General features: G+C 72.3%; 28 protein-coding genes. 10 read left to right on the forward strand and 18 right to left on the reverse strand.

The window, feature by feature from the left end:
- The first annotated feature begins 50 nt into the window (after nucleotides 1-50).
- Nucleotides 51-860 (forward strand): ParA family protein, encoded by an 810-nt coding sequence (locus J8G10_RS06910; RefSeq protein WP_251442406.1) that lies wholly within the window; start codon nucleotides 51-53, stop codon nucleotides 858-860.
- A 71-nt stretch (nucleotides 861-931) separates the two neighbouring features.
- Here the strand turns inward: J8G10_RS06910 and J8G10_RS06915 are convergent, their stop codons facing one another.
- The 3 genes from J8G10_RS06915 to J8G10_RS06925 all read right to left on the reverse strand — a co-directional run bounded on the left by J8G10_RS06915 (nucleotide 932) and on the right by J8G10_RS06925 (nucleotide 2,763).
- Nucleotides 932-1,477, reverse strand: coding sequence for a MerR family transcriptional regulator (locus J8G10_RS06915; RefSeq protein WP_251442052.1), 546 nt, complete (start codon nucleotides 1,475-1,477; stop codon nucleotides 932-934).
- A gap of 132 nt (nucleotides 1,478-1,609) precedes the next feature.
- On the reverse strand, nucleotides 1,610-2,287 hold the full coding sequence (locus J8G10_RS06920) for a MerR family transcriptional regulator (RefSeq protein ID WP_251442055.1): 678 nt from the start codon (nucleotides 2,285-2,287) through the stop codon (nucleotides 1,610-1,612).
- A complete protein-coding gene (locus J8G10_RS06925) occupies nucleotides 2,287-2,763 on the reverse strand; it encodes an FHA domain-containing protein (RefSeq protein ID WP_251442059.1) in 477 nt (158 codons plus the stop codon). Before J8G10_RS06925 ends, J8G10_RS06920 begins: the two co-directional genes overlap by 1 nt.
- 112 nt (nucleotides 2,764-2,875) lie before the next feature.
- Here J8G10_RS06925 and lpdA point away from each other — a divergent pair, with 112 nt between their 5' ends.
- Nucleotides 2,876-4,273 carry a dihydrolipoyl dehydrogenase gene (gene lpdA, locus J8G10_RS06930; protein ID WP_251442062.1) on the forward strand — a complete coding sequence of 466 codons (1,398 nt, stop codon included), beginning with the start codon at nucleotides 2,876-2,878 and terminating at the stop codon, nucleotides 4,271-4,273.
- 68 nt (nucleotides 4,274-4,341) lie between these two features.
- Here the strand turns inward: lpdA and J8G10_RS06935 are convergent, their stop codons facing one another.
- From J8G10_RS06935 to J8G10_RS06965, 7 genes are all read right to left on the reverse strand, one after another.
- Entirely contained in the window at nucleotides 4,342-5,442 is a 1,101-nt protein-coding gene (locus J8G10_RS06935) for an NAD(P)/FAD-dependent oxidoreductase (protein WP_251442065.1), read from the reverse strand.
- A 28-nt stretch (nucleotides 5,443-5,470) separates the two neighbouring features.
- Nucleotides 5,471-6,211 carry a methyltransferase domain-containing protein gene (locus J8G10_RS06940; RefSeq protein ID WP_251442068.1) on the reverse strand — a complete coding sequence of 247 codons (741 nt, stop codon included), beginning with the start codon at nucleotides 6,209-6,211 and terminating at the stop codon, nucleotides 5,471-5,473.
- Complete coding sequence (locus J8G10_RS06945) at nucleotides 6,201-7,355, reverse strand: type III polyketide synthase (protein ID WP_251442071.1); 1,155 nt, start codon at nucleotides 7,353-7,355, stop codon at nucleotides 6,201-6,203. Before J8G10_RS06945 ends, J8G10_RS06940 begins: the two co-directional genes overlap by 11 nt.
- 81 nt (nucleotides 7,356-7,436) lie before the next feature.
- Nucleotides 7,437-8,069, reverse strand: a complete 633-nt coding sequence (locus J8G10_RS06950; protein WP_251442075.1) for a CYTH domain-containing protein — start codon at nucleotides 8,067-8,069, stop codon at nucleotides 7,437-7,439.
- The gene (locus tag J8G10_RS06955; RefSeq protein ID WP_251442078.1) at nucleotides 8,062-8,274 is read right to left on the reverse strand and encodes a response regulator; all 213 of its coding nucleotides are present in this window, start codon (nucleotides 8,272-8,274) and stop codon (nucleotides 8,062-8,064) included. The genes J8G10_RS06950 and J8G10_RS06955 overlap by 8 nt, the downstream gene beginning before the upstream one ends.
- Before the next feature lie 39 nt (nucleotides 8,275-8,313).
- The gene (locus tag J8G10_RS06960) at nucleotides 8,314-8,784 is read right to left on the reverse strand and encodes an A24 family peptidase (protein ID WP_251442081.1); all 471 of its coding nucleotides are present in this window, start codon (nucleotides 8,782-8,784) and stop codon (nucleotides 8,314-8,316) included.
- Between the two features lie 96 nt (nucleotides 8,785-8,880).
- Entirely contained in the window at nucleotides 8,881-9,735 is an 855-nt protein-coding gene (locus J8G10_RS06965) for a Rieske (2Fe-2S) protein (protein WP_251442084.1), read from the reverse strand.
- A 112-nt stretch (nucleotides 9,736-9,847) separates the two neighbouring features.
- Between J8G10_RS06965 and J8G10_RS06970 the strand changes: the two genes are divergently transcribed.
- The 4 genes from J8G10_RS06970 (at nucleotide 9,848) to J8G10_RS06985 (ending at nucleotide 16,351) form a co-directional block, all read left to right on the forward strand.
- A complete protein-coding gene (locus J8G10_RS06970; protein WP_251442087.1) occupies nucleotides 9,848-10,297 on the forward strand; it encodes a nuclear transport factor 2 family protein in 450 nt (149 codons plus the stop codon).
- 251 nt (nucleotides 10,298-10,548) lie between these two features.
- Nucleotides 10,549-11,367, forward strand: coding sequence for a hypothetical protein (locus J8G10_RS06975; protein ID WP_251442090.1), 819 nt, complete (start codon nucleotides 10,549-10,551; stop codon nucleotides 11,365-11,367).
- A complete protein-coding gene (locus J8G10_RS06980) occupies nucleotides 11,364-12,911 on the forward strand; it encodes a DNA polymerase Y family protein (RefSeq protein ID WP_251442093.1) in 1,548 nt (515 codons plus the stop codon). Before J8G10_RS06975 ends, J8G10_RS06980 begins: the two co-directional genes overlap by 4 nt.
- Nucleotides 12,911-16,351 (forward strand): error-prone DNA polymerase, encoded by a 3,441-nt coding sequence (locus tag J8G10_RS06985; RefSeq protein WP_251442095.1) that lies wholly within the window; start codon nucleotides 12,911-12,913, stop codon nucleotides 16,349-16,351. The genes J8G10_RS06980 and J8G10_RS06985 overlap by 1 nt, the downstream gene beginning before the upstream one ends.
- A gap of 45 nt (nucleotides 16,352-16,396) precedes the next feature.
- Here the strand turns inward: J8G10_RS06985 and J8G10_RS06990 are convergent, their stop codons facing one another.
- Together J8G10_RS06990 and J8G10_RS06995 are read right to left on the reverse strand one after the other, a co-directional pair.
- Nucleotides 16,397-16,771: a hypothetical protein gene (locus J8G10_RS06990; RefSeq protein ID WP_251442098.1), complete on the reverse strand. Its 375-nt coding sequence runs from the start codon at nucleotides 16,769-16,771 to the stop codon at nucleotides 16,397-16,399.
- Between the two features lie 56 nt (nucleotides 16,772-16,827).
- Nucleotides 16,828-17,355, reverse strand: a complete 528-nt coding sequence (locus tag J8G10_RS06995) for a flavin reductase family protein (protein ID WP_251442100.1) — start codon at nucleotides 17,353-17,355, stop codon at nucleotides 16,828-16,830.
- 138 nt (nucleotides 17,356-17,493) lie between these two features.
- On the opposite strand from J8G10_RS06995, the gene J8G10_RS07000 reads away from it, so the two are divergent.
- Nucleotides 17,494-18,120, forward strand: a complete 627-nt coding sequence (locus J8G10_RS07000; RefSeq protein WP_251442112.1) for a GyrI-like domain-containing protein — start codon at nucleotides 17,494-17,496, stop codon at nucleotides 18,118-18,120.
- Nucleotides 18,121-18,125: 5 nt separating this feature from the next.
- Here the strand turns inward: J8G10_RS07000 and J8G10_RS07005 are convergent, their stop codons facing one another.
- Complete coding sequence (locus J8G10_RS07005; RefSeq protein WP_251442114.1) at nucleotides 18,126-18,905, reverse strand: thioesterase family protein; 780 nt, start codon at nucleotides 18,903-18,905, stop codon at nucleotides 18,126-18,128.
- Between the two features lie 126 nt (nucleotides 18,906-19,031).
- Here J8G10_RS07005 and J8G10_RS07010 point away from each other — a divergent pair, with 126 nt between their 5' ends.
- A complete protein-coding gene (locus J8G10_RS07010; RefSeq protein WP_251442117.1) occupies nucleotides 19,032-19,505 on the forward strand; it encodes a carboxymuconolactone decarboxylase family protein in 474 nt (157 codons plus the stop codon).
- A gap of 15 nt (nucleotides 19,506-19,520) precedes the next feature.
- On the opposite strand, the gene J8G10_RS07015 is transcribed toward J8G10_RS07010, so the two are convergent.
- The 5 genes from J8G10_RS07015 to J8G10_RS07035 form a co-directional block, all read right to left on the reverse strand.
- Complete coding sequence (locus J8G10_RS07015) at nucleotides 19,521-20,156, reverse strand: YoaK family protein (RefSeq protein ID WP_251442120.1); 636 nt, start codon at nucleotides 20,154-20,156, stop codon at nucleotides 19,521-19,523.
- Nucleotides 20,157-20,272: 116 nt separating this feature from the next.
- Nucleotides 20,273-20,830 (reverse strand): peptide-methionine (S)-S-oxide reductase MsrA, encoded by a 558-nt coding sequence (gene msrA / locus J8G10_RS07020; protein ID WP_251442138.1) that lies wholly within the window; start codon nucleotides 20,828-20,830, stop codon nucleotides 20,273-20,275.
- Nucleotides 20,827-21,309 carry a peptide-methionine (R)-S-oxide reductase MsrB gene (msrB, locus tag J8G10_RS07025; protein ID WP_251442140.1) on the reverse strand — a complete coding sequence of 161 codons (483 nt, stop codon included), beginning with the start codon at nucleotides 21,307-21,309 and terminating at the stop codon, nucleotides 20,827-20,829. The genes msrA and msrB overlap by 4 nt, the downstream gene beginning before the upstream one ends.
- Nucleotides 21,310-21,454: 145 nt before the next feature.
- On the reverse strand, nucleotides 21,455-22,117 hold the full coding sequence (locus J8G10_RS07030; RefSeq protein WP_251442142.1) for a response regulator transcription factor: 663 nt from the start codon (nucleotides 22,115-22,117) through the stop codon (nucleotides 21,455-21,457).
- On the reverse strand, nucleotides 22,114-23,271 hold the full coding sequence (locus J8G10_RS07035) for a sensor histidine kinase (RefSeq protein WP_251442144.1): 1,158 nt from the start codon (nucleotides 23,269-23,271) through the stop codon (nucleotides 22,114-22,116). Before J8G10_RS07035 ends, J8G10_RS07030 begins: the two co-directional genes overlap by 4 nt.
- Nucleotides 23,272-23,542: 271 nt before the next feature.
- On the opposite strand from J8G10_RS07035, the gene J8G10_RS07040 reads away from it, so the two are divergent.
- Both J8G10_RS07040 and J8G10_RS07045 read left to right on the forward strand, forming a co-directional pair.
- On the forward strand, nucleotides 23,543-24,235 hold the full coding sequence (locus J8G10_RS07040; protein WP_251442146.1) for an ABC transporter ATP-binding protein: 693 nt from the start codon (nucleotides 23,543-23,545) through the stop codon (nucleotides 24,233-24,235).
- Nucleotides 24,232-25,530: an ABC transporter permease gene (locus tag J8G10_RS07045; RefSeq protein ID WP_251442148.1), complete on the forward strand. Its 1,299-nt coding sequence runs from the start codon at nucleotides 24,232-24,234 to the stop codon at nucleotides 25,528-25,530. The genes J8G10_RS07040 and J8G10_RS07045 overlap by 4 nt, the downstream gene beginning before the upstream one ends.
- The last annotated feature ends 31 nt before the right edge of the window (nucleotides 25,531-25,561 follow it).

The following is a 25,561-nucleotide window of genomic DNA, read 5'->3' on the forward strand; positions in this document are numbered from 1 at the left end:
ATCGGGGGGCTGAGTGTGTCCTCAGCCTAGAGGAAGGTAACGTGGTCTCCGTGCACGTACTCAGCGTCAGTTCCCTCAAGGGCGGTGTCGGAAAGACGACCGTGACCCTCGGCCTCGCTTCGGCGGCGTTCGCCCGCGGCGTCCGGACCCTCGTGGTCGACCTCGACCCGCAGTCCGACGTCTCGACGGGCATGGACATCCAGGTCGCCGGGCGGCTCAACATCGCCGACGTCCTCGCCAACCCCAAGGAGAAGGTGGTCCGTCAAGCCATCACGTCCTCCGGCTGGGCGAAGGTGCATCCGGGAACCATCGACGTGCTCATCGGCAGCCCGTCCGCGATCAACTTCGACGGGCCGCACCCGAGCGTGCGCGACGTCTGGAAGCTCGAGGAGGCGCTCGCCGCCGTCGAGGCCGACTACGACCTCGTCCTCATCGACTGCGCGCCGTCGCTGAACGCGCTCACCCGCACCGCGTGGGCCGCGAGCGACCGCGTCATGGTCGTCACCGAGCCGGGCCTGTTCTCCGTCGCCGCCGCCGACCGCGCCCTGCGCGCGATCGAGGAGATCCGCCGCGGCCTCTCCCCGCGGCTGCAGCCGCTCGGCATCGTGGTCAACCGCGTGCGCCCCCAGTCGATCGAGCACCAGTTCCGCATCAAGGAGCTGCGTGACATGTTCGGCCCGCTGGTGCTGAGCCCCCAGCTCCCCGAGCGCACCTCCCTGCAGCAGGCGCAGGGCGCCGCGAAGCCGCTGCACATCTGGCCCGGCGACTCCGCGCAGGAGCTCGCGGCCGACTTCGACACCCTGCTGGACCGGGTCATCCGCACCGGACGCATCGCACTGCCGGAGGACACCCGCGCCTGAGCGCCGGGCGCCCCTGAGACGACGAGAGCCGGTTCCCCTCGGGGACCGGCTCTTCTCGTCGCGGGAGCGGCTCAGGCGGAGCGGCGGGCGCGGCGTGCGGCGAGATCGTCCATCGGGTCGGGCACCAGCGCGTCGAACTCGACGAGCGTCGCCTCGACCTCGTGGAACACCTTGCCCACGGCGATGCCGAAGACACCCTGACCGCGGCTGAGGAGGTCGATCACCTCGTCGTTCGAGGTGCAGAGGTACACCGAGGCCCCGTCGCTCATGAGCGTCGTCCCGGCCAGGTCCCGGATGCCCGCCGCGCGGAGCTGGTCCACCGCGGTGCGGATCTGCTGTAGCGAGATCCCGGTGTTCAGCAGCTCCTTGACGAGCTTGAGGACGAGGATGTCCCGGAAGCCGTACAGGCGCTGGGATCCGGAACCGCTCGCCCCGCGGACGGTGGGGACGACGAGCTCGGTGCGCGCCCAGTAATCCAGCTGACGATAGGTGATGCCGGCCGCACGGGCGGCGACCGCTCCGCGGTACCCCACCTCGTCGTCCATCGCCGGGAGGCCGTCGGTGAAGAGGAGGTCGTCCCCGAACGACGGTGCGTCGCCCCGTTCGTCGGCGCTCATGGCTTCCTCCTCATCCTGAAGGCACACAATCCTTCAACCACAACCTGAAAGTCGATGACTCCACGCTAGAACAGCAGGTCTCCGGCGACAACGACATCCGGGCGGAGCGAGGGGTGTGTCGCAACCAGTTCGTTACGACAGCAGCCGGCCGATGCCGTCCTTGACGAGGAGTGCGCGCACCTCGTCCAGCCGGGATGCCAGCTCGGGAGCCATCTCGCTGGCCCTGGCACGCGACGGGGTGTCGGTGCGCCGCAGCAGCGCGGACAGCGCCGACTGCACCAGGGCGACGTCGCGCTCGGCGCTCTGCCGCAGCGGTCGCAGGTGGCGCGGTCCGATCCCGTGCCCGTCCAGGGCGACCAGGGCGCGCAGGAGCGACACCGCGGACTCGGGGTACGCCTCGGCGGCCGGCAGCATGCCGCTGGACACCGCGTCGCCGAGCAGGGCGTGCGTCGCGCCGGCCGCGCTGACGAGCTCGTCACGGCGGTAGCGGCGCGGCCCCTGCACGATCGACGCCGGCAGGACCGGGGCGCCGCCCGACGCCTCGAGCGCGTCGAGATGCTCGCGGATCACCTTGAGCGGCAGGTACTGATCACGCTGCAGGGTGAGGGCGACGCGGATCCGCTCGAGGTCGGCGGCGGAGAACTTGCGGTACCCGGACGCGGTGCGCACCGGGTTCACGATCCCCTTCTCCTCGAGGAAGCGGAGCTTCGAGGCGCGCACGTCGGGGAACTCGGGCGTCAGGCGCGCGAGGACCTGGCCGATGCTCAGCAGCCCGGTCGGGGCGGTGCGCTCGGCGGCCGACGCCGCCATCAGGAGTTCGCCTGCGCGAGATCCACAGGCGAGGCGAAGAAGTTCAGCCGGAACTTGCCGACGCGCACCTCGTAGCCGTTGCCCAGCGGGCTGCGGTCGACGCGCTCGCCGTTCACGTAGGTGCCGTTCAGCGACCGCTGATCGATGATCTCGAACGCGGTGCCGGTGCGGATGACCTCGGCGTGACGGCGCGAGACCGTGACATCGTCGAAGAAGATGTCCGCCTCCGGGTGCCGGCCGACCGTGGTGACCGCCGTGTCCAGCAGGTACCGGGCTCCGGCGAGAGCGCCGGAGCGGACCAGCAGCAGCGCGGAACCGGAAGGGAGCGCGGCGATCGCCGCCTGCTCGACCTCCGTCAGCTCGGCGCCGAACGGGACGAACGACAGGTCGGAGTCGTGTCCGAACGTCTGCGTGGTGTCGTGCGCGGGTTCTCCGCCGCGGCGGACGGCGCCTTCGGGAACGTCGTTCTCAGTCACTGTGCACCCCTCCTCTGGCGTTCCAGCCTATCGGAAGCCCGCCGCCATCGGGAGCAGGATCCGGCCCGCAACCTCCGCCCGGAGCGGTGTCGCCGAACGGTAGGCTGAGGGCATGCCACACTACGACGTCGTCATCCTCGGCGCTGGCCCCGGCGGCTACGTCGCCGCCGTCCGCAGCGCCCAGCTCGGCCTTTCCACCGCGATCATCGAGGAGAAGTACTGGGGCGGCATCTGCCTCAACGTGGGGTGCATCCCCTCGAAGTCGCTCCTCAAGAACGCGGAGATCGCGCACACCTTCACCCACAAGGCCGAGTTCTTCGGCATCTCGGGTGACGTGCACTTCGACTTCGGAGCGGCGTTCGATCGCAGCCGCAAGGTCGCGGAGACCCACGTCAAGGGCATCCACTTCCTCATGAAGAAGAACAAGGTCACCGAGTACGACGGACGCGGCACCTTCACCGGCCCGAAGGCGATCTCGGTCGCCAAGTCGGACGGCACGACCGAGGAGGTGACGTTCGACAACGTCATCATCGCGACGGGATCCACCGTCCGCCTGCTGCCCGGCGTCCAGCTCAGCGACAACGTCGTCACCTTCGAGGAGCAGATCCTCACCCGCGACCTTCCCGAGTCGATCGTCATCGTCGGCGCCGGCGCCATCGGCATGGAGTTCGGCTACGTGATGGCGAACTACGGCGTCAAGGTCACCATCATCGAGTTCCTCGACCGTGCCCTGCCCAACGAGGACGTCGAGGTCTCCAAGGAGATCCAGAAGCAGTACAAGAAGCTCGGCATCGACATCCTCACCTCGACCGCGGTGAAGACCGTCACCGACAACGGCTCGTCCGTGCACGTCACCTACGAGACCCGCGACGGCCAGCCCGGCGAGATCACCGCCGGCAAGGTGCTGATGTCGGTCGGCTTCGCCCCGAACGTCGACGGCTACGGCCTGGACAAGACCGGCGTGAAGCTCACCGAGCGCGGCGCGATCGACATCGACGACCACATGCGCACGAACGTCGAGGGCATCTACGCGATCGGCGACGTGACCGCCAAGCTGCAGCTCGCCCACGTGGCCGAGGCGCAGGCCGTGGTCGCCGCGGAGACCATCGGCAAGGCCGAGACCATGACACTGGGCGATTACCGGATGATGCCGCGCGCGACGTTCTGCCAGCCGCAGGTCGCCAGCTTCGGTCTCACCGAGGAGCAGGCGCGCGCCGAGGGCCGCGAGATCAAGGTCGCGAAGTTCCCGTTCAGCGCGAACGGCAAGGCGAACGGCCTGGGCGAGCCCGTGGGCTTCGTCAAGCTGATCGCGGACGCGGAGCACCTCGAGCTCATCGGCGGTCACCTGATCGGCCCCGACGTCTCGGAGCTGCTGCCCGAGCTGACCCTGGCCCAGAAGTGGGACCTCACCGCCCTCGAGGCCGCGCGCAACGTGCACACCCACCCGACGCTGTCGGAGGCGCTGCAGGAGGCGTTCCACGGCCTCGCGGGCCACATGATCAACCTCTGATCGGATCCGATCGGCCGAGGGCCGGTCACGCCTCGTGCGTGGCCGGCCCTCGGTGCGTCCGAGAGCGCTCACAGGCCGCGCATCGTCACCAGTCCGGCCGCCCACGGGCGCAGCGGCGCGGATCCCAGCGAGCGGATGAGGAGCTCCCGCGCGAGGAGCGGAAGCCCGTGCCGCGCCGGCGCGCCCATCGCCATGTAGAAGGCGCTGCGACGCTGTGCGCCCCGGGCGGCGCGCAGGGTCCGGCGCCCGTAGTCGCCGAGGTCCGCCCCGCCGTCGGCCAGGGCGAAGCGCAGTGCGGCGTCCAGCCTCCCGGCGTCGGCCCAGCCGAGGTTCATGCCCTGTCCGCCGATCGGGCTGATCTCATGCGCGGCGTCGCCCAGCAGCGCGATCCGTCCGCGCGCAGGAGCACGCGCGACGTGCTGCCTCGCCGTGAACGCGACCGGCACGACATCGGATCCGATCGCCGGATCCGCCCCGGTGCGCACCCGGATCGCCGCCCGGAAGCCGGCCGCGGTGCCGACGTCCTCGTCCTCTGCGGCGCGCACCACCCAGCGCCGCAACCCGCCCGGCAGCGGGAACGACTCCACGAGTCCGCCGGGTCCGCAATGGAGCAAAGCCGTGGCGCCGGCATCCGGGTCCGGCACATCGGCCATCGCGTACCGCGCGCTGCCGGCCCGCCGCCGCCAGCCCAGGCCGAGCCCGGTGCGCAGTCCGCTGTGCACGCCGTCCGCGATCACCGCGAAGGCGGCGGTGAGCTCCCTCCGCCTCCCCTCGGCGTCGAGACGGACCCGTACGAAACCGCCCTCGTCGCGCACCCCGCTCACCGAGCAGCCGGCCCGGAGCGCCCCCGGCGACAGCCGATCCAGCCGCTGGCTCAGCAGGGCGTGGGTGCGGCGCTGCGGCAGCACGAGCACCGGGCGATCGGCCGGGAAGGCGAGCGATGCCAGCACCCGCCCGCGGCTGAGCACCTCGCCGCCGGCGAGGGCGAGAGCCTCCGCCCGCACCGCGGCACCGGCCCCGGCGCGGTCGAGCATCGCGAGTCCCGGCGGATGGATCCCGATCGCCCGGCTGCGGACGTCGTCGCCGTCGCGCTGCTCGCAGAGCGCGACGTCCACGCCGCCCTGGGCGAGGAGGCAGCCGAGCAGCAGCCCCACGGGACCGGCTCCCACGATGACGACACTGTGATCGAGCCTCGGCTCAGCCGGCGGCATCGGCAGGCTCCCAGCGCAGCTGCAGCCGGGAGGGGAAGCCGCGGCGGACCACCCATCCCGGAGGCGCCGCGGCGGCCAGCTCGGCGGCCGTGTAGGAACGGCGGATGCTGGTCAGCCCGTCGGCACGGATGAAGGATCCGGCCAGCAGATTGCCCGAGAAGGGCCAGGTGCCCGCCGCGAACGCCGCGCTCGCGAGACGACTCCGGGCGATGTCGTGGTGCGCGACGACCCCGTCCTCCGGCACGAGGCGGCGGGTGTCCTCGAGCATCCCCGCGAGACCCGCCCCGTCCAGATGGTGCAGCACGTGGTTCGACAGCACGATGTCGAATCTCTCACCGGCGCGGACCAGATCCGACGACGAGGCACATCGGTAGACCGCGCCGGCACCCCCGTCGTGCGCGGACGCCCAGGCCACGGCGCGGGGATCGACGTCGAGGGCGGTGATCTCCGCATCCAGGCGGTCGCGCCGCAGACGCACGGCGAGCGCCCGGCACAGATCGCCGCCCCCGGCGCCCACGTCGAGGATGCGCACCGGAGCGCCGCCCAGGGCGCGGCGGCGGCGAGCGCGCGGACGCACGTCCCCGCGGTAGACCGAGCCGGGCCGCGACACCACCGCGTTCACCGCACCGAAGCGCCGGTAGGTGCGCTCCAGCATCCCGGGATCCGCGGACGGGTCGTCCATGAGCTCGCGCACGCCGACGGCGCGCGTCGAGAGGTCAGCGCCCATCCGCTTCCGCGCCGACCACGGTCATCAGCGCGCTCTCCGCCGTCAGGCCGGGGCCGAACGCCATCGCGGACACCCTGTCGCCGTCGCGCGCGTCCTCCTGTTCGAGGATCCGGCGCAGGACGAACAGCACGGTCGCGCTCGACATGTTCCCCTGCGTCCGCAGCGTCTCCCGGGCGGGGCGCAGCTGCGCATCGCTCAGGCCGAGCCGATCCTGCACCCGGTCGAGGATGCTGCGCCCGCCGGGATGGATCGCCCAGTGCCGCACGTGCTCGCCGATCGCGCCGCCGTCGAACGGCGCGCTCAGCTCTCCCGCGTACAGCGGGCGCAGCGCCTCGACGATGGTCGCCCCGATGATCTGGGGAACGCCGGTGGAGAGGATCATCTCGAAGCCGCGGTCGCCGATCGTCCACGCCATGTCCTTCTCCCCTTCGGGGGCGATGGCCGTGTGGAAGCGGTCGAGCCTCAGTCCCGGTGCCGCGGACGGACGCGCGGTGACGATGCCCGCGGCCGCGCCGTCGGCGAACAGCGAGGAGGCGACGATCACATCCGGATCCTCCGAGGAGCGCAGATGCAGCGTGCACAGCTCGACGCTCACGACCAGCACCACCGCGTCCGGGTCGGCCGCGCAGAACTGGCTCGCCGCCCGCAGCGCGGGCATCGACGCGTAGCAGCCCATGAAGCCGAGGTGGAAGCGCTGCACCGAATCCGCGAGCCCGAGCGCGCGGACGATCTCGTACTCCGGCCCCGGGGCGTGGAACCCGGTGCACGAGACCGTGATCACATGCGTGATGTCGGCCGGCGAGATCTCCGGATCCGCTTCGAGCGCGGCGCGGGCGGCCGCGACGAACAGCCGACGCGCCTCCCGCACGTAGACGTCGTTGCGCACCCCGGTGCCCGGAGACAGCAGCGTTCCCGTGGACCGGTCGAAGAAGACGGGGTCCGCCCCCGTATCGGCCAGGGTGAGCTCATCGAGCACCGTGCGCCGGGTGTCGATGCCCGAGCCGTCGAAGGAGGCGGTCACGAGGCGCCGCGCGAGGCGGGACAGCTCCGGTTGCGCGGCGAACACGTCGCGCACCTCGTTCTGATGCAGGACCGTCTCCGGGACGACCGTCTGCAGGGACCTCAGCACCGCGGGGCTGCTCATGCTGTCACTCAAGCACGCCGGCAGCGTCCTCGGAACCCCCGGGCGGAACCTCGTCGGGCACGGTAGGGTTCGCCGTGCGGCTCAGAACCCGAGCGCGCGGCCGAGCTTCGAGCCGGACGGGGAGACGCGTCCCCCGGCAGCGGCGACGGCCCGCTCCACCGCCAGGAAGAAGGCGCTCCGGCCCGCCTCATCGGCGGGAGCCGCGGGCCCCAGCTCCATCTCCCATTCGCGCCATTCGCGCGGCGCGGGGGCGGGCAGGCCGGCCGGAAGGCGCAGGTCCGTGCCGCGGACGCGGTCGTCCACGAACTCCGCGACCACGCCGTCGGGACCGGTGAGGAGGTAGGCGGTGCGCGCGTTCTCGATGCGGGCGAGCGGGATCAGCGGTGCCGTGGTCCACTGGGCGACGAACTCCGCGACCTGCGGCGGCAGGTCGTCCGACTCCCCGAGCGGCCAGCCGAGCTCGATGCGGCCGTCGCCGGTGCGGGGGCCCTTGACATGCCAGCCCTCGTCCGGCCCTCCGGTGCGGCGCCGCAGGGCGACGCCGGCGCGCGCGAGATCTCCCGAGGCGGTGTCGAAGTAGCGTGCGTCCAGTGCACGGGGCTCGCCCTCGGTGACCGCGTCGACCCCGGGGATCGCCTCCCACGACGGCAGCGGGGTGCTGCCGTCCACGTCGTACTTGCGCTCGACCTCGACCGTGCGGGACGGCTCAGACATCCGCGGGGTTGAGGTCGTCCTGGGATCCCTGGTACCAGTACTCGAACTCGGTGGGCCCGTCGTGCTCCCCCGTGTGCGTCGGCTCGCCCCGCTTGTTGTAGACGAGGAGCGTCTCGCTGTAGGGGACCGCGATCTCGTCGTCCGCGGATCCGAGGGGGATGATCTGCCCGTCGAGCGGGCCGCCGTGAAGCCGTGCGAGTGCCATGTGCTCACCCTAATCCCCCGGCGCCGTCGAGGAGGGCGATCACGCCGCGGAGATGCCCAGCACGGCGCCGACGATCATCCACGGCCCGAACGCGATGCGGGTCGTCCTCGTGGCACGGCGGAGGAGGACGAGGCCGAGCGCGTACCCCGCACCGAGGACGAACGCCGCGGCGGCGCCGACGAGGAGCGCCGTCCACCCGTGCCAGCCGAGCACCAGGCCGACGAGCCCGGCGAGCTTCACGTCCCCGCCGCCCAGGCCGCCCCGGCTGAGGGCGCGCAGCAGCGCGTAGAAGCCGCCGAGCAGCAGCAGACCCCACAGCGCGCCGAGCAGCCGCCCGCCCATCCGCGCGAACAGGGCCCCGGCGAGCGCGAGCAGGAGCGCCCCGGCGAGCGCGGGCAGCACGATCCGGTCGGGGAGCCGGTGCGTGCCGACGTCGATCGCGGTCAGCCAGGCGCCGATCCCGAGCAGGCCGATGTGCGCCAGGACGGTGACGACGCCTGCGGGTTCCATGCAGGCCACCCTCCCAGATCCGCCGGGGCTGCGTTTCGGGCCTGTGGAGAACCGCGCGGCGCCGGTGCGGTGCGCAGCGGAACCGCCTGATCGCCGTCAGGCGGAGCGGAGCAGGATCCGTCCGTCCTCGACCTTCGCCTCCCAGCACGGCTGGGGCACGCTCGCCGGTCCGCGCCGCACCTCCCCGTCGTCGACGCGGAACCGGCTGCCGTGCCAGGGGCAGGTGATGCATCCGTCCGCGCCGAGCTCGCCCTCGTCCAGAGGTCCGCCGGCGTGCGTGCAGACGGCCGAGATCGCGTGCAGCCGGGAGTCGAGGCGCACGAGCAGCACCGGGACGTCGCCGACCATCACCCGTGTCCGCGCCCCTTCGGCGAGGTCGGCGTCGGCGCCCACGTCGGTCCAGCGCCGCACCGCCGGCTGGAACGCCGTGTGGTTGACGCCGGTGCCGCGCACGAACGACAGGTGACCGCCGAGATAGGACGACCCCAGGGTGAGCCCGAGCCCCAGCAGGCTGAGCGCCTTCCCGGCTCCGTGGTGCCCGCGACGGCGCAGGAGCCACGACGTGATCTGCAGGACGGAGGCGGTCGCGTTCGCGGCGGCGTGCACGAGTCCGACCCGTTTGGCGGCCCCGATCGTGGTCGACCAGTCCGAGGCGCCCGCGGCCGCCGTCGGCGCGGACGCGAGGATGCCGAGTCCGACGAGGCGGCGCGCCGCGGCGGGATCCGCGCCCGTGAGGTCGAGCACGGTGGCCGCGCCCCAGGCGCCGATCGGCAGGTCGGTGAGCATCGGATGCACCTGATGACCGAGCCAGGCACCCGAGAGCGCGTTCTTCACGGCCGGGGAACGGGTGGCCTCGTCCACCCAGCCGCTGAGCTTCTCCGCCGCCGGATCGAGTTCCTTGGTCTTCCCGATCGTCCGGATCAGGGACTGCATCGCTGCTTTCACCCGCATGGGATCTCTCCTCCGCATCGCGTCGCCGGAGCCTCCTGTCTACCCGCGCATCCGACAGGGGTCAAAGGGTTGACAGACGGGCGCGCGAGTGCAGGTGGTAGCCTCGCGCTCGATGGATCCGCTCTCCCCCGCCGCCCTGCACGCGGATGTGCACCGACTGCTGTCCGCGATGTATGAGGACTATCTGCGCGGCGACCCTGCGGCGATCGACGCCCGCCTCGCCGAGGACGTGACGATCTTCGACTCCGCCGCGGACGCCCTGGTGACCGGTCTGGACGAGCTCGCCGCGCTGCGCCGGAGCCGGGCATCGAGCCCGTCGGCGTCGTCCTCGCCGGCCTGGACGGAGACGGCTCTCACGATCGCCGACCTGGGGGTGCGCGAGATCGGCGACGTCGTCGTCGCGACCTGGTGGCTGCGGGTGGACGGAACGGATCCGCAGGGGGTCGCGGTCTCCCCCGAGCTCTCCCGCAACACGGCGGTCCTGCGCCGCGGAGAGGACGCGGCGCTGCGCATCGCGCATCTGCACGAGGACGTCCGCCAGGAGGCCGGCCCGACCGCCTGAGCGGGCGGAGAACGAGGATCCGGCTCACCGAGCGTGCGCCCTCGCCGATGCCCTCGGCGTCGCGCGCCGCACCCGTGGTCGCCAGGACGTCGAGCCGCCGCGGAGGACCGAGGCGCCCGCGCGATCCGAGCCGCCCGGTCCGAGCCGCCGTCGCCTGCCGACGCTCCCACCCGATTCGACCATGTCGGATGTACGGATTATCGTCGTCTCTGTTGTTGCAGTATTCGAAGAGATATTCGAGAATGGAGTGCATGGGGATGGCTCTCGGTTCCATGATCGCCCCCGCCGCCGACACCGACGACCGGGTCTCGGATGTGCTGCGCCTCCGCCGCGAGATCACGCGGATGCAGCGTCGGCGGAGCGATCTGCCCCTGATCCCGGTGCTGCCCGCCCTCGAGTCGATCCTCCCCGAGGGCGGCCTGCAGGTCGGGACCACGTATTCCCTCTCCTCCTCCCCCGGCCTCATCGGCGCGCTGCTCGCCGGCGCCTCCCGGACGGGGGCATGGTGCGCCGCCGTCGGCATGCCCACCCTGGGCGTGGAGGCGCTGGCCGGCCACGGGGTGGATCTGGATCGGCTCCTCCTGGTCCCGGCCCCCGGCCCGCGCTGGCTCTCGGTCGTCTCCGCGCTGAGCGAGGTGATCCCGCTGATCGCGATCCGCCCCGCCACCTCCGCCCGGGAGGCCGAGCTGAGCCGGCTGAGCGCCCGGCTGCGCGACCGCGGCTGCACGCTCCTGGTCGTGCCCGGCCCCGGGAGTCAGGCCTGGCCGCAGAGCGAGGGATCGATCCGCGTGCACGACCCGCGCTGGCAGGGCCTCGGCGACGGCTGGGGCGCCCTGGAGGAGTGCGAGGTGACGGTCACCGCGCGCACCCGGCGCTCGCCCGTGCCGCAGAGCGTGCGGGTGCGTCTGCCCGACGTCCATGGCCGGATCCACGAAACGGTCGAAGCCGCCGCTCCCGCCCTGCCGCGGCTCTTCCCGCTCCCGTCCGCCGCGGCCGAGGCACGCCCGGTCACCGCGATCGATGCGCGCCCGTCCGCCGAGTCGCCCGCGCTCCTGGCGGTGGCCGGATGAGCGCCCCGAGGCAGGAGCCGGTCCGGGTGATCGTGCTGTGGTTCCCCGACTGGCCGCTGCGCGCCGCGGGGGCCGAGGCCGCGGAGCCGGCGGCGATCCTGCACGCGAACCGGGTCGTCGTCTGCAGCGCGGCGGCGCGCGCCCAGGGGGTGCGGATCGGGCAGCGCCGCCGCGAGGCGCAGGGGCTGCTGCCGAACCTGCGCATCCTGCCCGCGGACCCGGCGCGGGACGAACGCGCGTTCCTCCCGGTGCTGCGTCTGATCGAGGCTCAGGCGCCCGGCGCGCAGCTGCTCCGCCCCGGGCTCGCCCTGCTCCGCGCCCGCGGGGTCGCCCGCTTCCACGGTGGCGAGGAGGAGGCCGCCCGCGCCCTGCACGCCCTGCTTTCCGCCGAGGGGCACCAGGAGGTGCGGATCGGGATCGCGGACGGCCCGTTCACCGCCGAGCTGGCGGCGCGGGGTGCGGATCCGACGCTCGTGGTGGGTGCGGGGGCGTCCGCCGCCTTCCTCGCCCCGCTGCCCGTGCAGGCTCTGCAGGATCCGGAGGTGACGGGGCTGCTGCTCCGTCTCGGCGTGCGCACCCTCGGCGAGCTCGCGACCCTGGGCGCGGCGCGCCTGCGAGACCGCTTCGGCGAGCACGGGGCACGCCTGCACGCCCTGGCGGCGGGGGCGGACTCCCGTCCGGTGGTGCCGCGCCCACCGGATCCGGAGCTCGCGGCGGAGGTCGAGTTCGAGGCTCCGCTGGCCCAGTCCGATCAGATCGCCTTCGCCGTGCGGCAGAGCGCCGATGCGGTGATCCTCGCCCTCGCGAAGGCCTCGCTGGTGTGCACCGAGGTGCGGATCGATCTCACCGACGACGACGAGCAGGTGACCTCGCGCACCTGGCTGCATCCCACCTGCTTCGAGGCCGCAGACCTCGTCGACCGGGTCCGCTGGCAGCTGGAGTCCCTGGCCGCGGCCTCCGCCGGCGACGACGACGAGGCGCACCGCTTCCGCGGCATCGTCCGGGCACGCATCGCCCCCGTCGCCGTGGACGACGCCGCCCATCATCAGCCGGGCCTGTTCGGATCCGGCACCGACGAGCGGCTGCACCACGCCGTCTCCCGGGTGCAGACCCTGCTCGGGCATGAGGGTGTGGTCACCGCCGTCGTCGCGGGCGGGCGGCTCCTCACCGACCGGCAGCAGCTCACCCCCTGGGGCGAGCGGGCGGTGCCGGCGCGCGCCGCCGATCAGCCCTGGCCGGGGCGGCTGCCGGACCCGCTCCCGGCCGAGGTGTTCGCACCGGCCCGGCCGATCGCGGTCACGGACGCCGACGGCGCCCCGGTCTCCGTCGATGCACGGGGGCTGCTCAGCGCGGCCCCCGCGGCGGTGGACGCGTGCGCGGTGCGGTCCTGGGCGGGACCGTGGCCGGTCCGGGACCGGCGCGGGGATCCGGCCGGGGCGCTCCGCGGCGAGCGCCTGCAGCTCGTCGACGAGCAGGACAGGGCCTGGCTCGTGCTGCACGTCGAGGGCGAGGACCGCTGGCTCGCCGAGGGGAGGTACCACTGATGGGCTTCCACAATCCGAGCATGTCCTGGTCGGAGCTCGAGCGCACCCTCAGCGGCGAGAGGCCGCTGCACCAGGAGCTGCCGATCGACGCCCCCTCCCGCATGCACAAGAAGCGCCCTCCGATCTCGCTCGCCGAGGTCGAACGCCCCCGGGACGCGGTGCCCTACGCCGAGCTGCACATGCACTCCTCGTACTCCTTCCTCGACGGCGCCTCCTCCCCCGAGGAGCTGCTCATGGAGGCGCAGCGGCTGGGCCTGAAGGCGCTGGCCCTCACGGACCACGACGGCTTCTACGGCGCCGCGCACTTCGGCGAGGTCGCCGAGGAGGCCGCCGGGCTGCAGACGGTGTACGGCGCCGAGCTGTCCCTCACCGGCCCCGACCCGCGCGGGAACGCGAGCACCGCCCCCACGCCGGAGCGGCGCGGGGCCGCGGATCCGCTCGGCGAGCATCTGCTGGTCCTCGCCCGCGGGGAGGAGGGCTATCACCGGCTCTCCTCCGCGATCACGCACGCGCAGCTGCGCGGCGGCGAGAAGGGGCGGCCGTTCTATGAGATCGAGTCCCTCGCGAACACGGCGGAGGGCCACTGGACGATCCTCACCGGCTGCCGCAAGGGGGCCGTCCGCTCCGCCCTGGAGCGGGAGGGGCCGGAGGGGGCGAAGCGGGCGCTGCGCACGCTCGTCGACCTGTTCGGGACCGACGGCGTGGCGGTCGAGCTGATCGACCACGGCGACCCGCTCGACACCCGCCGCAACGACGTGCTCGCCCGCCTCGCCGCCGAGCACGGGCTGCCGGTGGTGTGCACGAACAACGTGCACTACGCCCGCCCCGAGCACGCCCGCCTCGCCGAGGCGATCGCCGCGGTGCGCGCCACCCGCAGCATGCGGGAGCTGGAGGGATGGCTGCCCTCCCACGGTGCGGCGCATCTGCGCTCCGGCGCGGAGATGACCGCCCGCTTCGCCCGGTATCCGGGGGCGGTCGCGCACGGCCTGGAGATCGCCGAGGCCTGCGCCTTCCCGCTGCGCAGCGCCAAGCCCGCGCTGCCGACGATGCGGGTGGCCCTCGGAGAGACGCCGATGAGCCATCTGCGCGACCTGGTCTGGGCGGCCGCTCCGGAGAAGTACCCGACGCTCGACGAAGGCGGCCGGGCCCGGATCGAGCGGGAGCTCGCGGTGATCGAGGAGAAGGACTTCCCCGGCTACTTCCTCATCGTGCACGGCATCGTGAAGGAGGCGAGGGACCGCGGGATCCTCTGCCAGGGCCGGGGATCCGCCGCCGCGAGCGTGGTCTGCTACCTGCTCGGCATCACCGCGGTGGATCCGATCAGATACCGCCTTCCCTTCGAGCGGTTCCTCGCCACGACCCGCACCGAGGAGCCGGACATCGACGTCGACTTCGACTCCGGGCGCAGGGAGGAGATCATCCAGTGGGTCTACGACGAGTACGGCCGGGAGAACGCGGCGCAGGTCGCGAACGTCATCCAGTACCGGCCGAAGAACGCGGTGCGCGACATGGCCAGGGCGCTCGGGCACTCCCCCGGCCAGCAGGACGCCTGGTCGCGTCAGGTGGAGCGCTGGGGGCTGGATCTGAGCCCCGTCCCCGACCACGACATCCCGCTGCCCGTCATCGATCTCGCCGACAGGCTGATGAGCGCACCGCGCCATCTGGGCATCCACTCCGGCGGCATGGTGCTCACCCAGCGCCCGGTCGGCGAGGTGGTGCCGGTCGAGCACGCCCGGATGGACAAGCGCACCGTCATTCAGTGGGACAAGGACGCCGCGCGCTGGATGGGGCTGGTGAAGTTCGACCTGCTCGGGCTCGGGATGCTCTCCGCCCTGCGGCACTGCTTCGACCTGGTCCGCGAGGCCACCGGTGAGGAGTGGACGCTGGACTCCCTGCCGAAGGAGGAGCCCGCGGTCTACGACATGCTCTGCCGCGCCGACACGATCGGGGTGTTCCAGGTCGAGTCCCGCGCGCAGATGGGGCTGCTCCCCCGACTGCAGCCGCGGGAGTTCTACGAGCTCGCCGTCCAGATCGCGCTCATCCGCCCGGGCCCGATCCAGGGCGGTGCGGTGCACCCCTTCGTCCGCCGAAAGCTCGGCCAGGAGACCGTGACCTATGCGCATCCGGATCTGGAGCCGATCCTGCGCCGCACCCTGGGGATCCCCGTCTTCCAGGAGCAGCTCATCCAGATGGCCACCACCCTCGGCGACTGCACCGCGGACGAGGCGGATCTGCTGCGCCGCGCGATGGGATCCAAGCGGGGGCTGGAGAAGATCGACCGGGTCAAGCAGAGCCTGTACACGGGCATGCGCCGGCACGGGCTGGACGAGGAGACCGCGGACCGCATCTACGCGCAGATCCAGGCGTTCTCCGACTTCGGCTTCGCGGAGTCGCACTCGCTCTCGTTCGCTCTGCTCGTGTACGCCAGCTCCTGGCTCAAGCTGCACTACCCCGCCGCCTTCCTCGCCGGGCTCCTGCGCTCCCAGCCGATGGGGTTCTACTCCGCCTCGACGCTCACCGGCGACGCCCGGCGGCACGGCGTCGAGGTGCGCCGTCCGGACATCGCGCGGTCCGGGGCGACGGAGACCCTGGAGCCCGTGGGCCCGGAGAGGACGGGGGTCACCGGGCGGGAGTCGTGCGCGCATCAGCTCCCGGACCGTCCGGACGGCGTGGATCCGGATCCCTTCGATCCGAAGGCCCCCGACGAGACCGCGGCGCACCGCAGGGACGGCCGCTTCGCCGTACGGCTGGGACTCGCCGGCGTCACGGGGATCGGCGAGAAGACGGCCGAGCGGATCGTCACCGAACGCGATGCACGGGGCCCCTACCGGGATCTGAACGACCTCGTGCGCCGCACCGACCTCACCGCGTCCCAGGTGGAGTCCCTCGCCACCGCCGGCGTCTTCGACTCGCTCGGGCTGCAGCGCCGGGAGGCGATCTGGCTGGCGGGCTCCGCGGCGGAGGACCGCGCGCGCTATCTGCCCGACACGGTGGTCGCGGTGCAGCCCCCGCTGTTCGGCGACCAGACCAGCTACGAGCTCCTCACCGCCGACCTCTGGGCGACGGGGGTGTCCACCGACGACCATCCGCTCGCGCACTTCCGGCCCGGTCTCGATGCGCGCGGAGTGCTGACCTCCGTCGCGCTGCGCACGCACGAGAGCGGCCGACGGGTCGAGGCGGCGGGTCTCGTGACCCATCGGCAGCGCCCCTCCACGGCGGGCGGGGTGACCTTCCTCAACCTCGAGGACGAGCACGGCCTGGTGAACGTCATCTGCACGCAGGGCGTCTGGCTGCGCTACCGCCGGATCGCCCGGGAGTCGCCCGCGCTGATCGTGCGCGGCATGCTGGAGCGCTCTCCTGAGGGCGTCACCAACCTGCTCGCGGATGCGTTCGAGACGCTGCAGGTGGGCGTGCCCCATCATTCGCGGGACTTCCAGTGACCCCAGGGCCGGGCGTCGTCGCGCCCTCGGCGGTATGCGCCGCTCTCACCAGAAGCGCTCAGGGACCTCGTGCGCCCGGCGATCGGTGCCGCCCCAGTTCGCGGCCTGATCCCGCGCGTCGTCCGCCGCCTGCTGAGCGCCGCGCAGGGCGTCGGCGGCGCCCCGGCGCTCGGCCCCCACCGGGTTCGCATCGAGCACGAGCTCCGTGAGGGTGCCCTCCGCCGAGGCCTCCACGGTGCAGCCCTGCACCCGTCCCCGCCACGGCAGCGCGCCGAACTCCGCCAGGACGGAGCCGGGCACGCGGTACACGACGCCCGTCGTCAGATCGCGGATCTGCACCGCCCCGGCCTTCTCATCGACCGAGACGATGCGCCCGACGCCGAGCGGGGCGGCGAGGGGAAGGATCAGTGTGACGGCCATGCCTCCACCTTCGTTCAGAACGGCCGTACGGGCAAGCAATGCGCCGCCGGCCCTGCTCAGCTCTGCGGGGCCGGAGCCTGCTCCCGTGACGAGACCAGGCTGTCGTAGTGCCGGTCGACGTAGAGAAGGGGTGCGCCGGGCGTGCCCTCGATCACGTCGAGCACGTCGAGCAGCACGAGCGAGGACGGTCCGACCGGATGCGTCTCCCGGATCGTGCCGCGCACGGCGACCCGGGCCGAGGGCAGGAAGGGCTCGCCGGTGGGCAGTGTGCGGAACCCCTGCTCCGCGGTGAAACGGGGCTGGCCCGAGCGGGCGAACGCGTCGGCGATCGGCTCCTGCCCCGCGACGAGGAAGTGCACCAGCGCGCTGGGTGCGCTGAGGATCCCACCCGCGCTGCCGGTCGCCCGGGTGACCGAGAACACGAGCACCGCCGGGTCGGCGCTCACCGAGGCGACGCTCGACAGCGTGAGCCCGACCGGGCCGTCGGGGGCGACTCCCGTCACCAGGGCGACGCCGGCCGGATGGTGCCGGAACGCCCCCTTGAACTTCTCGGTGACGTCCTCTTCCAGACCGGGGGTGCTCATCCTGCTTCTCTCTGTCGTCGTGCCGCGGGCGCAGAGTTCACGCCCGCACTCAACGGTATGCCCGATCCGGGAGCATCGGCTCCGTTCCCGCCTCACTCCGTCATGGCCGGTGTCGGTGCCCTGTGCTGGAATGCCTCCATGACGACGGGGACCAAGACCGATCTCACCAAGACCCTGGACGGCTATCGCGCGCGCATCGACGAGTTCCGCCTTCTCGAGCTGCCTCCGAGCCGCTACCTCGCGATCGACGGCCACGGGGATCCGAACACGGCCCCCGCCTATGCCGAGGCCCTGGAGGCGCTGTACCCGGTCGCCTATGCGCTGAAGTTCGCGAGTCGGCGCGAACTCGACCGGGACTACGTCGTCCCGCCCCTGGAGGGACTGTGGTGGGCGGACGACATGGACGCGTTCACGACCGCCCGCGACAAGACCCGCTGGGACTGGACGATGATGATCCTCATCCCGGACTGGGTCGAGGATCCGCTCGTGCACGCCGCGATCGCGACCGTGCGGGAGAAGAAGTCGCCGGCGCGGATCGATGCGCTCCGGATCCTCCCCCTCTCGGAGGGGACGTGCATGCAGACGCTGCACGTCGGATCCTTCGATGACGAGGCCCCGCTCCTGGAGCGCCTGCACGACGAGGTGATCCCCGAGCACGGCCTGCGCCTCGCGGGTCTGCACCACGAGATCTATCTCAGCGACGCCCGCCGGGTCCCTCCGGAGCGCCGCCGCACGATCCTGCGCCAGCCCGTGGCGCCCGCCTGATCGCCTCAGCCGCGCATCGGGCGCACCGTGAGGATCTGCTGCACCGTCCCGACCGGACCCCGCTCGTCGTGCAGCACGGTCTCGGTCAGGCCTAGGCCGGTCGGCCCGATCGACACCGTCGTGTCGAAGCCGATCCAGTCCCCCTCCGGCTCGGCGAACAGATGACAGGTGAGATCGACGTTCGGGAACGCGACCTCCGTCGGCGCCAGACGCAGGGTCAGGCCGTTCGCGAAGTCGACTATGCCCAGCAGGCGCGGGATCCGGCCGACCGGCTCCCCCTCCACGAGCGGGATGCGCGGCTTCAGCCAGGCCCACGCATGCCCCGGTTCCCGCTGCCCCCGGTGGAAGTCCACGCTGCGGACGGCGCCGCCCTGCCAGTGATCGCCCATCGCCCACGGAGCGAGTTGGTCGCGGCCCGGCATCGCGTTCAGGGCGCTGCCGGCCAGCTCGCGGGTGTCCGCGGCCTGCAGGAACCAGGCCCGCGCGATCACCGCGGCGCGTCCGTCGTGGCTCAGCACTGCCTCCACGAGCTCGATCGTGCGGCCGGGACGCAGGATCCTGATCTCGAGGTCGACGCGCTCGAGCGGGATCGTCCCGAGGATGTCGTACGAGATCCTGCCGAGCTGCAGCTCGCCACCGCGGCGGTCGGCGTGATCCCGCTCGATCGCGTGCGCGATGAGTCCGAGTGCCGGCGCGACGTGCTGCTCCTGCGTGCTCCACGCCCCCTCGACCGCAGAGGTCGGTCGGAAGGCGGACGTGTCGACGCGTTCGAAATAGGAGGGCATGGTCGGATCCTATGTCGGCCCGCTGCCGCACCCGCCCGCGGTCATGGCCGGGGCGTCGGCGGGGAACATCCCGGCGCGCGGTACGTTGATGTCGTCGAGCAGATCGATCCGCACGAGAGGAACAGCATGCGCCCCTACCTGGACAAGGTGATCCCGGACGCGTGGAAGGCCGCCTCCGCGTACTCCGACGCGGTCGCCAGGGCCACCGCCGATCAGGGCCTCACCACCGCCGAGGCCGAGTTCATCAAGGTGCGCGCGTCGCAGCTGAACGCATGCGCGTTCTGCCTCGACCTGCACTCCCGCGAGGCGCGAGCGGCCGGCATCCCCCAGCAGAAGCTCGACGTGCTGCCCGCGTGGCGCGAATCCGACCTCTTCACCGAGCGGGAGAAGGCGATGCTGGCGATCGCCGAGGCCGCGACCCGGATGCCGCTGGGCGAGGAGGCGAAGGCCGATCTCGCCGCCGCCCGCGGGCTGCTGGGCGACGACGTCTTCGCCGCCGCCGAGTGGGTGGCGCTGACCATCAACATGTTCAACCGCCTCTCGATCCTCAGCGAGCACCCCGTGCGCCCGCGCGATGCCGAGGGTGCCCTCGTCCGCTGATCAGCGCCGTACCCGTCAGCGCCGTGACACCACGCTGATCGCCACCGCGAGTGCGGCGAGCACGACGGCCGCACCGAGCAGCGCGCCGTCGCCGAGCCATCGATGCGCGGCCGCACCGGCGACCGCTCCGGCGGCGAGCGATGCCCAGAGCAGCAGCGGGCGGCGCCAGGCCGTGGCGGAGCGGCCCGTGACGAGGTCCGCGAGTGCCAGGCCGAGGCTCACGAGAGTCCCCGTGGCGTAGGTGATCGCGATCCGCGCCCTCCCGTCGGCCAGGTAGAGGGTGTTCAACGCGCCCATCGCACAGGCCAGCAGCGCGAAGCGCCACGCGGCGTGCGGGAACGCGAATCCCACGGCCGCGCACGCGGCCACGGCGATCGCGCTCGCCGCGACCACGAGACTCCGACGCCGGACGTGGTGGCCCACGGCGACCCCGCCGGCCGCGACCCCGATCACGAAGGCGACGACGAGCGCGAGCGGCAGCAGGGCACGGGCCGGATCCGTCCAGATCTCGACTCCGGCCTGGGTGGAGTTGCCGCTCATGAACGAGACGAACAGTCCGCCGGTCTCGATGAAGCCGACCGCATCGACGTATCCGGCGACGGCGCTGAGCGCGAGGGAGAGCACGACCCCGCGCCGGGAGACCGCTCTCATGCTTCCGCTCCGCTCACTCGCACCGGTCCATCCTCCGGCCCGGTGCAGCTCCGCGGCAAACCGGGGACGACTTCGGGCCCGCCGGAGCGATCCGACGGGCCCGAAGGGAAAGGCGACTACTGCGCGGCGGCCTCGCTCCGACGCGGCAGCACCCAGCCCGCCCGTGGGAAGTGGCACGTGTAGCCGTCCGGGTAGCGCACCAGGTAGTCCTGGTGCTCGGGCTCGGCCTCCCAGAACGGGCCCTCCGGCTCGATCGTGGTGACCGCCTTGCCCGGCCACAGGCCGGAGGCGTCCACATCGGCGATGGTGTCGCGCGCGACGCGCTCCTGCTCGGGGCTGAGCGGGAAGATCGCCGAGCGGTAGCTCGATCCGATGTCGTTGCCCTGCCGGTTCAGCGTCGACGGATCGTGGATCTGGAAGAAGAACGCGAGGATGTCGCGATACGTCGTCTTCGACGGGTCGAAGACGATCTCGACGGCCTCCGCGTGTCCCGGGTGGTTCCGGTACGTCGCGTGGTCGTTGCTGCCGCCGGTGTAGCCGACGCGGGTGCCGAGCACCCCGGGCTGACGGCGGATGAGATCCTCCACGCCCCAGAAGCATCCGCCTGCGAGGACGGCGGTCTCGGCGCCCGGGACGCGGGCGATGGATCCGGTGTCGGCGGGTCCGCTGGTCATGATGCGTTCTCCTCAGAAGTGTGCGGGGCGATGGTCTCGAACAGTCCACGGTACGCGCCGTAGCCCTGCTCCTCGAGCTCGGCCGCGGGGACGAAGCGCAGCGCCGCCGAGTTCATGCAGTATCTCAGGCCGCCGGCATCACGCGGGCCGTCGTCGAAGACGTGGCTCAGGTGGCTCTCGGCACCGGACGACAGGGCCTCGGTCCGCACCATCCCGAACGTGCGGTCGGTGCGGGTCGTGACGGATCCGTCGTCGATCGGCCGGGTGAAGCTCGGCCAGCCGGTTCCGCTGTCGAACTTGTCCGTGGACGAGAACAGCGGCTGCCCCGAGACGACGTCGACGTAGATGCCCGGCGCGTGGTTGTCCCAGTACTCGTTGCGGAACGCCGGCTCCGTGCCGCCTTCCTGCGTGACCCGGTACTGGTGCGCGGTCAGGGCGTTCAGCGCCTCGGTCGTGCGGCGGTAGTCGGTGGGGTTCATCGTGGTGCTCCTCCTCTGACGCCGCTGGCTGCGGCGTCATCAAGAAGAACCACGGCCGAGGAGGATTTGGTCCCGTCAACCTGTGCGCCGACTGTGAGTTTCCGGACGAGCCCCGAGCTGAGCTCCGCCCTGCAGGCTCCGCCGGTCACTCGGCACCCGGGGCGATGAGTCCCGACTCGTACGCGGCGATCACGAGCTGGGCGCGGTCGTGCGCATCCAGCTTGACCATCGTCCGGTTGACATGCGTCTTCGCAGTCGCGGGCGAGATGAACAGGGCCGCGCCGATCTGCTCGTTGGAGAGGCCGCGGCCCACGAGCCCCAGGATCTCGATCTCGCGTTCGGTGAGCTCCGCGGGGAGCAGGCGAGGGGAGTGAGCCGGCCCGGCATCGAGGGACCGGCGGATCAGCGCGCGGGTGGCGGCCGGCGAGAGCAGCTCCTCCCCCGCATGCACCGTGCGCACCGCGCGCACGATCTCGGCCGGATCAACGCCCTTCCCGAGGAACCCGGATGCCCCTGCGCGGAGCGCCGCCAGGACGTTCTCCTCGTCCTCGAAGGTCGTCAGCACGAGCACGCGGGTCCCCTCCAGGCCGGGGTCGGCGCGGAGCAGCCCGGTCGCCGCGATCCCGTCGGTGCCCGGCATGCGCAGATCCATCACCACGACGTCGGGACGTGCCGTCCGCGCGAGGCCGACGGCTTCCGCCCCGTCCGCGGCCTCGCCGACCACCTCGATGTCCTCCTCGTGCCGCAGCAGGCCCGCGACGGCGGAGCGGATGAGCGGCTGGTCGTCCGCGATGAGCACCCGGATCATGCGGCGCCCCCGGGAAGAGTGGCGACCACGCGGAAGCGCCCCTCTGTGGTGTCCAGCGCGAGGCCGCCGTCGACCTCCTCGAGACGTTCGCGCATCCCGACGAGACCGTGTCCGTCTGCTCCGGTCGGCGCCGGCGGATCCGAGAGCGGGTTCGTGATGCGGATGATGAGTCCCTCCTCGGCGTAGTCGAGCTGCAGCTCCGCGGTGCGGTCGGCCCCGTGCTTGTAGGCGTTCGTGAGCCCCTCCTGCACCACGCGGTACGCGATCGCCCCGAGCCGTCCGTCGAGCGGGCGGGGCGTGCCGTCCACGCGCACGTGCACCTTCAGCCCGCTGCGGGCGAAGAGCGCGAGCAGCCCCTCGATCCGTCCGAAATCGGGCTCGTCCACGATGTCCCGGCCGGCCGTCGTGCGCAGCAGGCCGAGCATGTCGTTGAGCTCGGTCAGCACGCTGCGCGCGGCGTCCCCGACGATCGTGATCGCCTCCTCGGCCTCGGCCGGGTCGCTGCGCAGCGTCCGGGCCGCGACCCCGGTCTGCAGGTTGATGACGGCGATCCGGTGCGCGACGGAATCGTGCAGGTCCCGGGCGATGGCGAGGCGGTCCTCCGCGACCCGCCGGCGTGCCTCCGACTCGCGCGACTCCTCCGCCTTGCGCGCGCGTTCCCGCGCCGATTCCAGCGCGTCGAAGTAGGAGCGGATCGCGGATCCCAGCGCGGCCGCGAAGGCGATCAGCACCGCCGGCTGCAGCGTCGCGGGCGAGGTGAGCTCGGCGGCGTCGAGGCCGCGCCCCACGAGCTCCTCGATCGGCAGCAGCACGACCAGCGCCGCCGCCGCGGTGACCGTGACCGCACGGGAGCGATGGCGCGCCACGGTGTACATCGCGATCGCGACCGGCAGCACGAACGCCGGTGTGTAGGGCTGTCCGAGCAGCATCGCGGCGGGACCGATCGCGACGCAGACGACGAGCACGGTGAGAGGGAGGCGCCGGCGCGCGAGCAGCACCACCCCGGCCAGGACCATCCCGGGCAGCACCGTCCAGCCGTGCGGCGCCGACGGCTCGCGGGAGAACGGGGCGAAGGCCGCGAGGCTCACGAGAAGGAGCACCCCGACGTCGATCACGACGTCGCGGACGCGGAGGCCGCCCGGCAGTGCGCGCATCCGTCCTCCTCTCCCCCGGCTCCGGCGAGATCCGACGACCGGCGCCGGCCGGCCACGCCCGCGCGGTGAGCGAGCCGCACCGACAAGCATCGCGCATGGAGCGCGCCGGGGCATCCTCCGCCCGGTGCGCCCGCGTACCGCGGCTGCGGTACTTCTTCGACCGCGTCCGGAGGACGCGGCGGAGCGAGACGGTCCCGAGACTGGAGAGCACGGCGCGCACAGCGCCGCGAAAGCCGCGTCCGTGCGGGCGACGGCGAGGAGAGGACGAGGAATGCCATCGGTGCTGGAGGCCCGCGATCTGCGTCGGGCGTATGGGAGCGGTTCCGATCGCTTCGAGGCCCTTCGGGGCGTGTCGGTAAACGTGATGGCGGGTGAGAGCCTCGCCATCGTCGGCAAGAGCGGATCCGGGAAGTCGACCCTCATGCATCTGCTCGCGCTGCTCGACCGTCCGAACTCCGGAAGCGTGTTCGTCGACGGTGCCGACGCGGAGCAGGTGCGCGGACGCGAGCTCAACCGGCTACGCAACGAGCAGTTCGGATTCGTGTTCCAGCAGTTCTTCCTCAACGCGCACGCGAGCGTGTTGGACAACGTCTCGCTGCCGCTCGTCATCGCGGGGATCCCTCGGGCGGAGCGACGGCAGCGCGCGCTGGAGGCGCTCGACCGGCTGGGTCTCGCCGACAAGGCGCGCAATCGTGCCAACGACCTGTCCGGCGGGCAGAAGCAGCGGGTCGTGATCGCGCGGGCGCTCGTGAACGATCCGAAGATCATCTTCGCGGACGAGCCGACCGGCAATCTCGACTCCGCCACCGGCGCGGAGGTGGAGGGCATGCTCTTCGATCTCAACCGCACGCAGGGCATCACGCTCGTCGTCGTCACGCACGACGCTGACCTGGCTTCCCGCTGCGGACGCAGCATCACGATGCGGGACGGGCTGATCTCGGATGTCTCGGAGGTGGCGGCATGAAGACCGGGGACCTCATCGCCTCGGCCGTCGCGAACACCTTCCGCAGCAAGCTGCGCACGACGCTCACCGTCATCGCGATCTTCATCGGAGCGTTCACCCTCACCCTCACCTCGGCCATCGGCACGGGTGTGTCCTCCTACATCGGCACCCAGGTCTCGTCGATCGGCGCGACCGACACGCTCACCGTCACGAAGGCGGCGAGCGCGCCCTCATCGACGGGATCCGGGCCGCAGAAGTACGACCCGAACGCTGCCACCGCCGTCGGCGGCGGCCCACTCGCTCGCGGCGGTGGAAGCGAGAGCGCGCTGACGGCCGAGGACATCACGACCATCAAGGGCATCGACGGCATCACCGGCGCGAGCGGCAACACGGCGGTCACGCCGTCCTGGATCGGCTACGCCGACCACGGACAGTGGGTGCTCACCGTGAACGCGGTGCGCGGCGTCAAGGCCGACCTCGCCGCAGGAGCGCAGCTCGACAGCACATCGGACGAGAACCAGATCGTGCTCCCCACGACCTATCTCGGCAACCTGGGTCTGGGCTCGGCGAAGAACGCGATCGGCAAGACGGTCACGATCGGCATCAAGGACTACCTCGGTGCCATGCACGAGGTCACCGCCACCGTCGTCGGGATCCAGAACGCGACGCTCTTCTCCTCGGGCGCCGCGCTCAACGACACACTGCGCTCCGCGCTCCAGACCGCTCAGGCCACCGGCCGCCCCGCGACGGTGGTGACGGGATACGGAAGCGCGACGGCGACCTTCGCCGCGAACGCCACACCGCAGCAGATCCGCGCCGTCAAGGCGGATCTGACGAAGGCCGGCTTCACGGGGATGACCGTCGCCGATCAGCTCGGGAGCGTGCTCACGGTCGTCAACGGGATCGTCGGCGTGCTCGACGCGTTCGCGGTGATCGCCCTGATTGCCGCCGGATTCGGGATCGTCAACACCCTGCTCATGAGCGTCCAGGAGCGCACCCGTGAGATCGGCCTGATGAAGGCGATGGGCATGGGCAACGGCCGGGTGTTCGCCCTGTTCAGCCTGGAGGCGGTGTTCATCGGCTTCCTCGGGAGCGCCATCGGCGCGCTGGCCGCGATCGGGCTCGGCACCCTGATCAGCGACCGGCTCTCCGCAACGCTCCTCTCCGACCTTCCCGGCCTGCATCTGCTGCAGTTCTCCGCGGTGTCGGTGACGAGCATCGTGCTCGTGGTGATGGCGATCAGCTTCCTCGCCGGGACGCTGCCGGCCCGCCGAGCCTCGCGACAGGATCCGATCGAAGCCCTCCGGTACGAGTAGCACCGCCGTCTTCGTGACCCGGCGCCGACGG

It is taken from the genome of Microbacterium sp. USTB-Y (assembly GCF_023703415.1).
Lineage (GTDB): Bacteria > Actinomycetota > Actinomycetes > Actinomycetales > Microbacteriaceae > Microbacterium.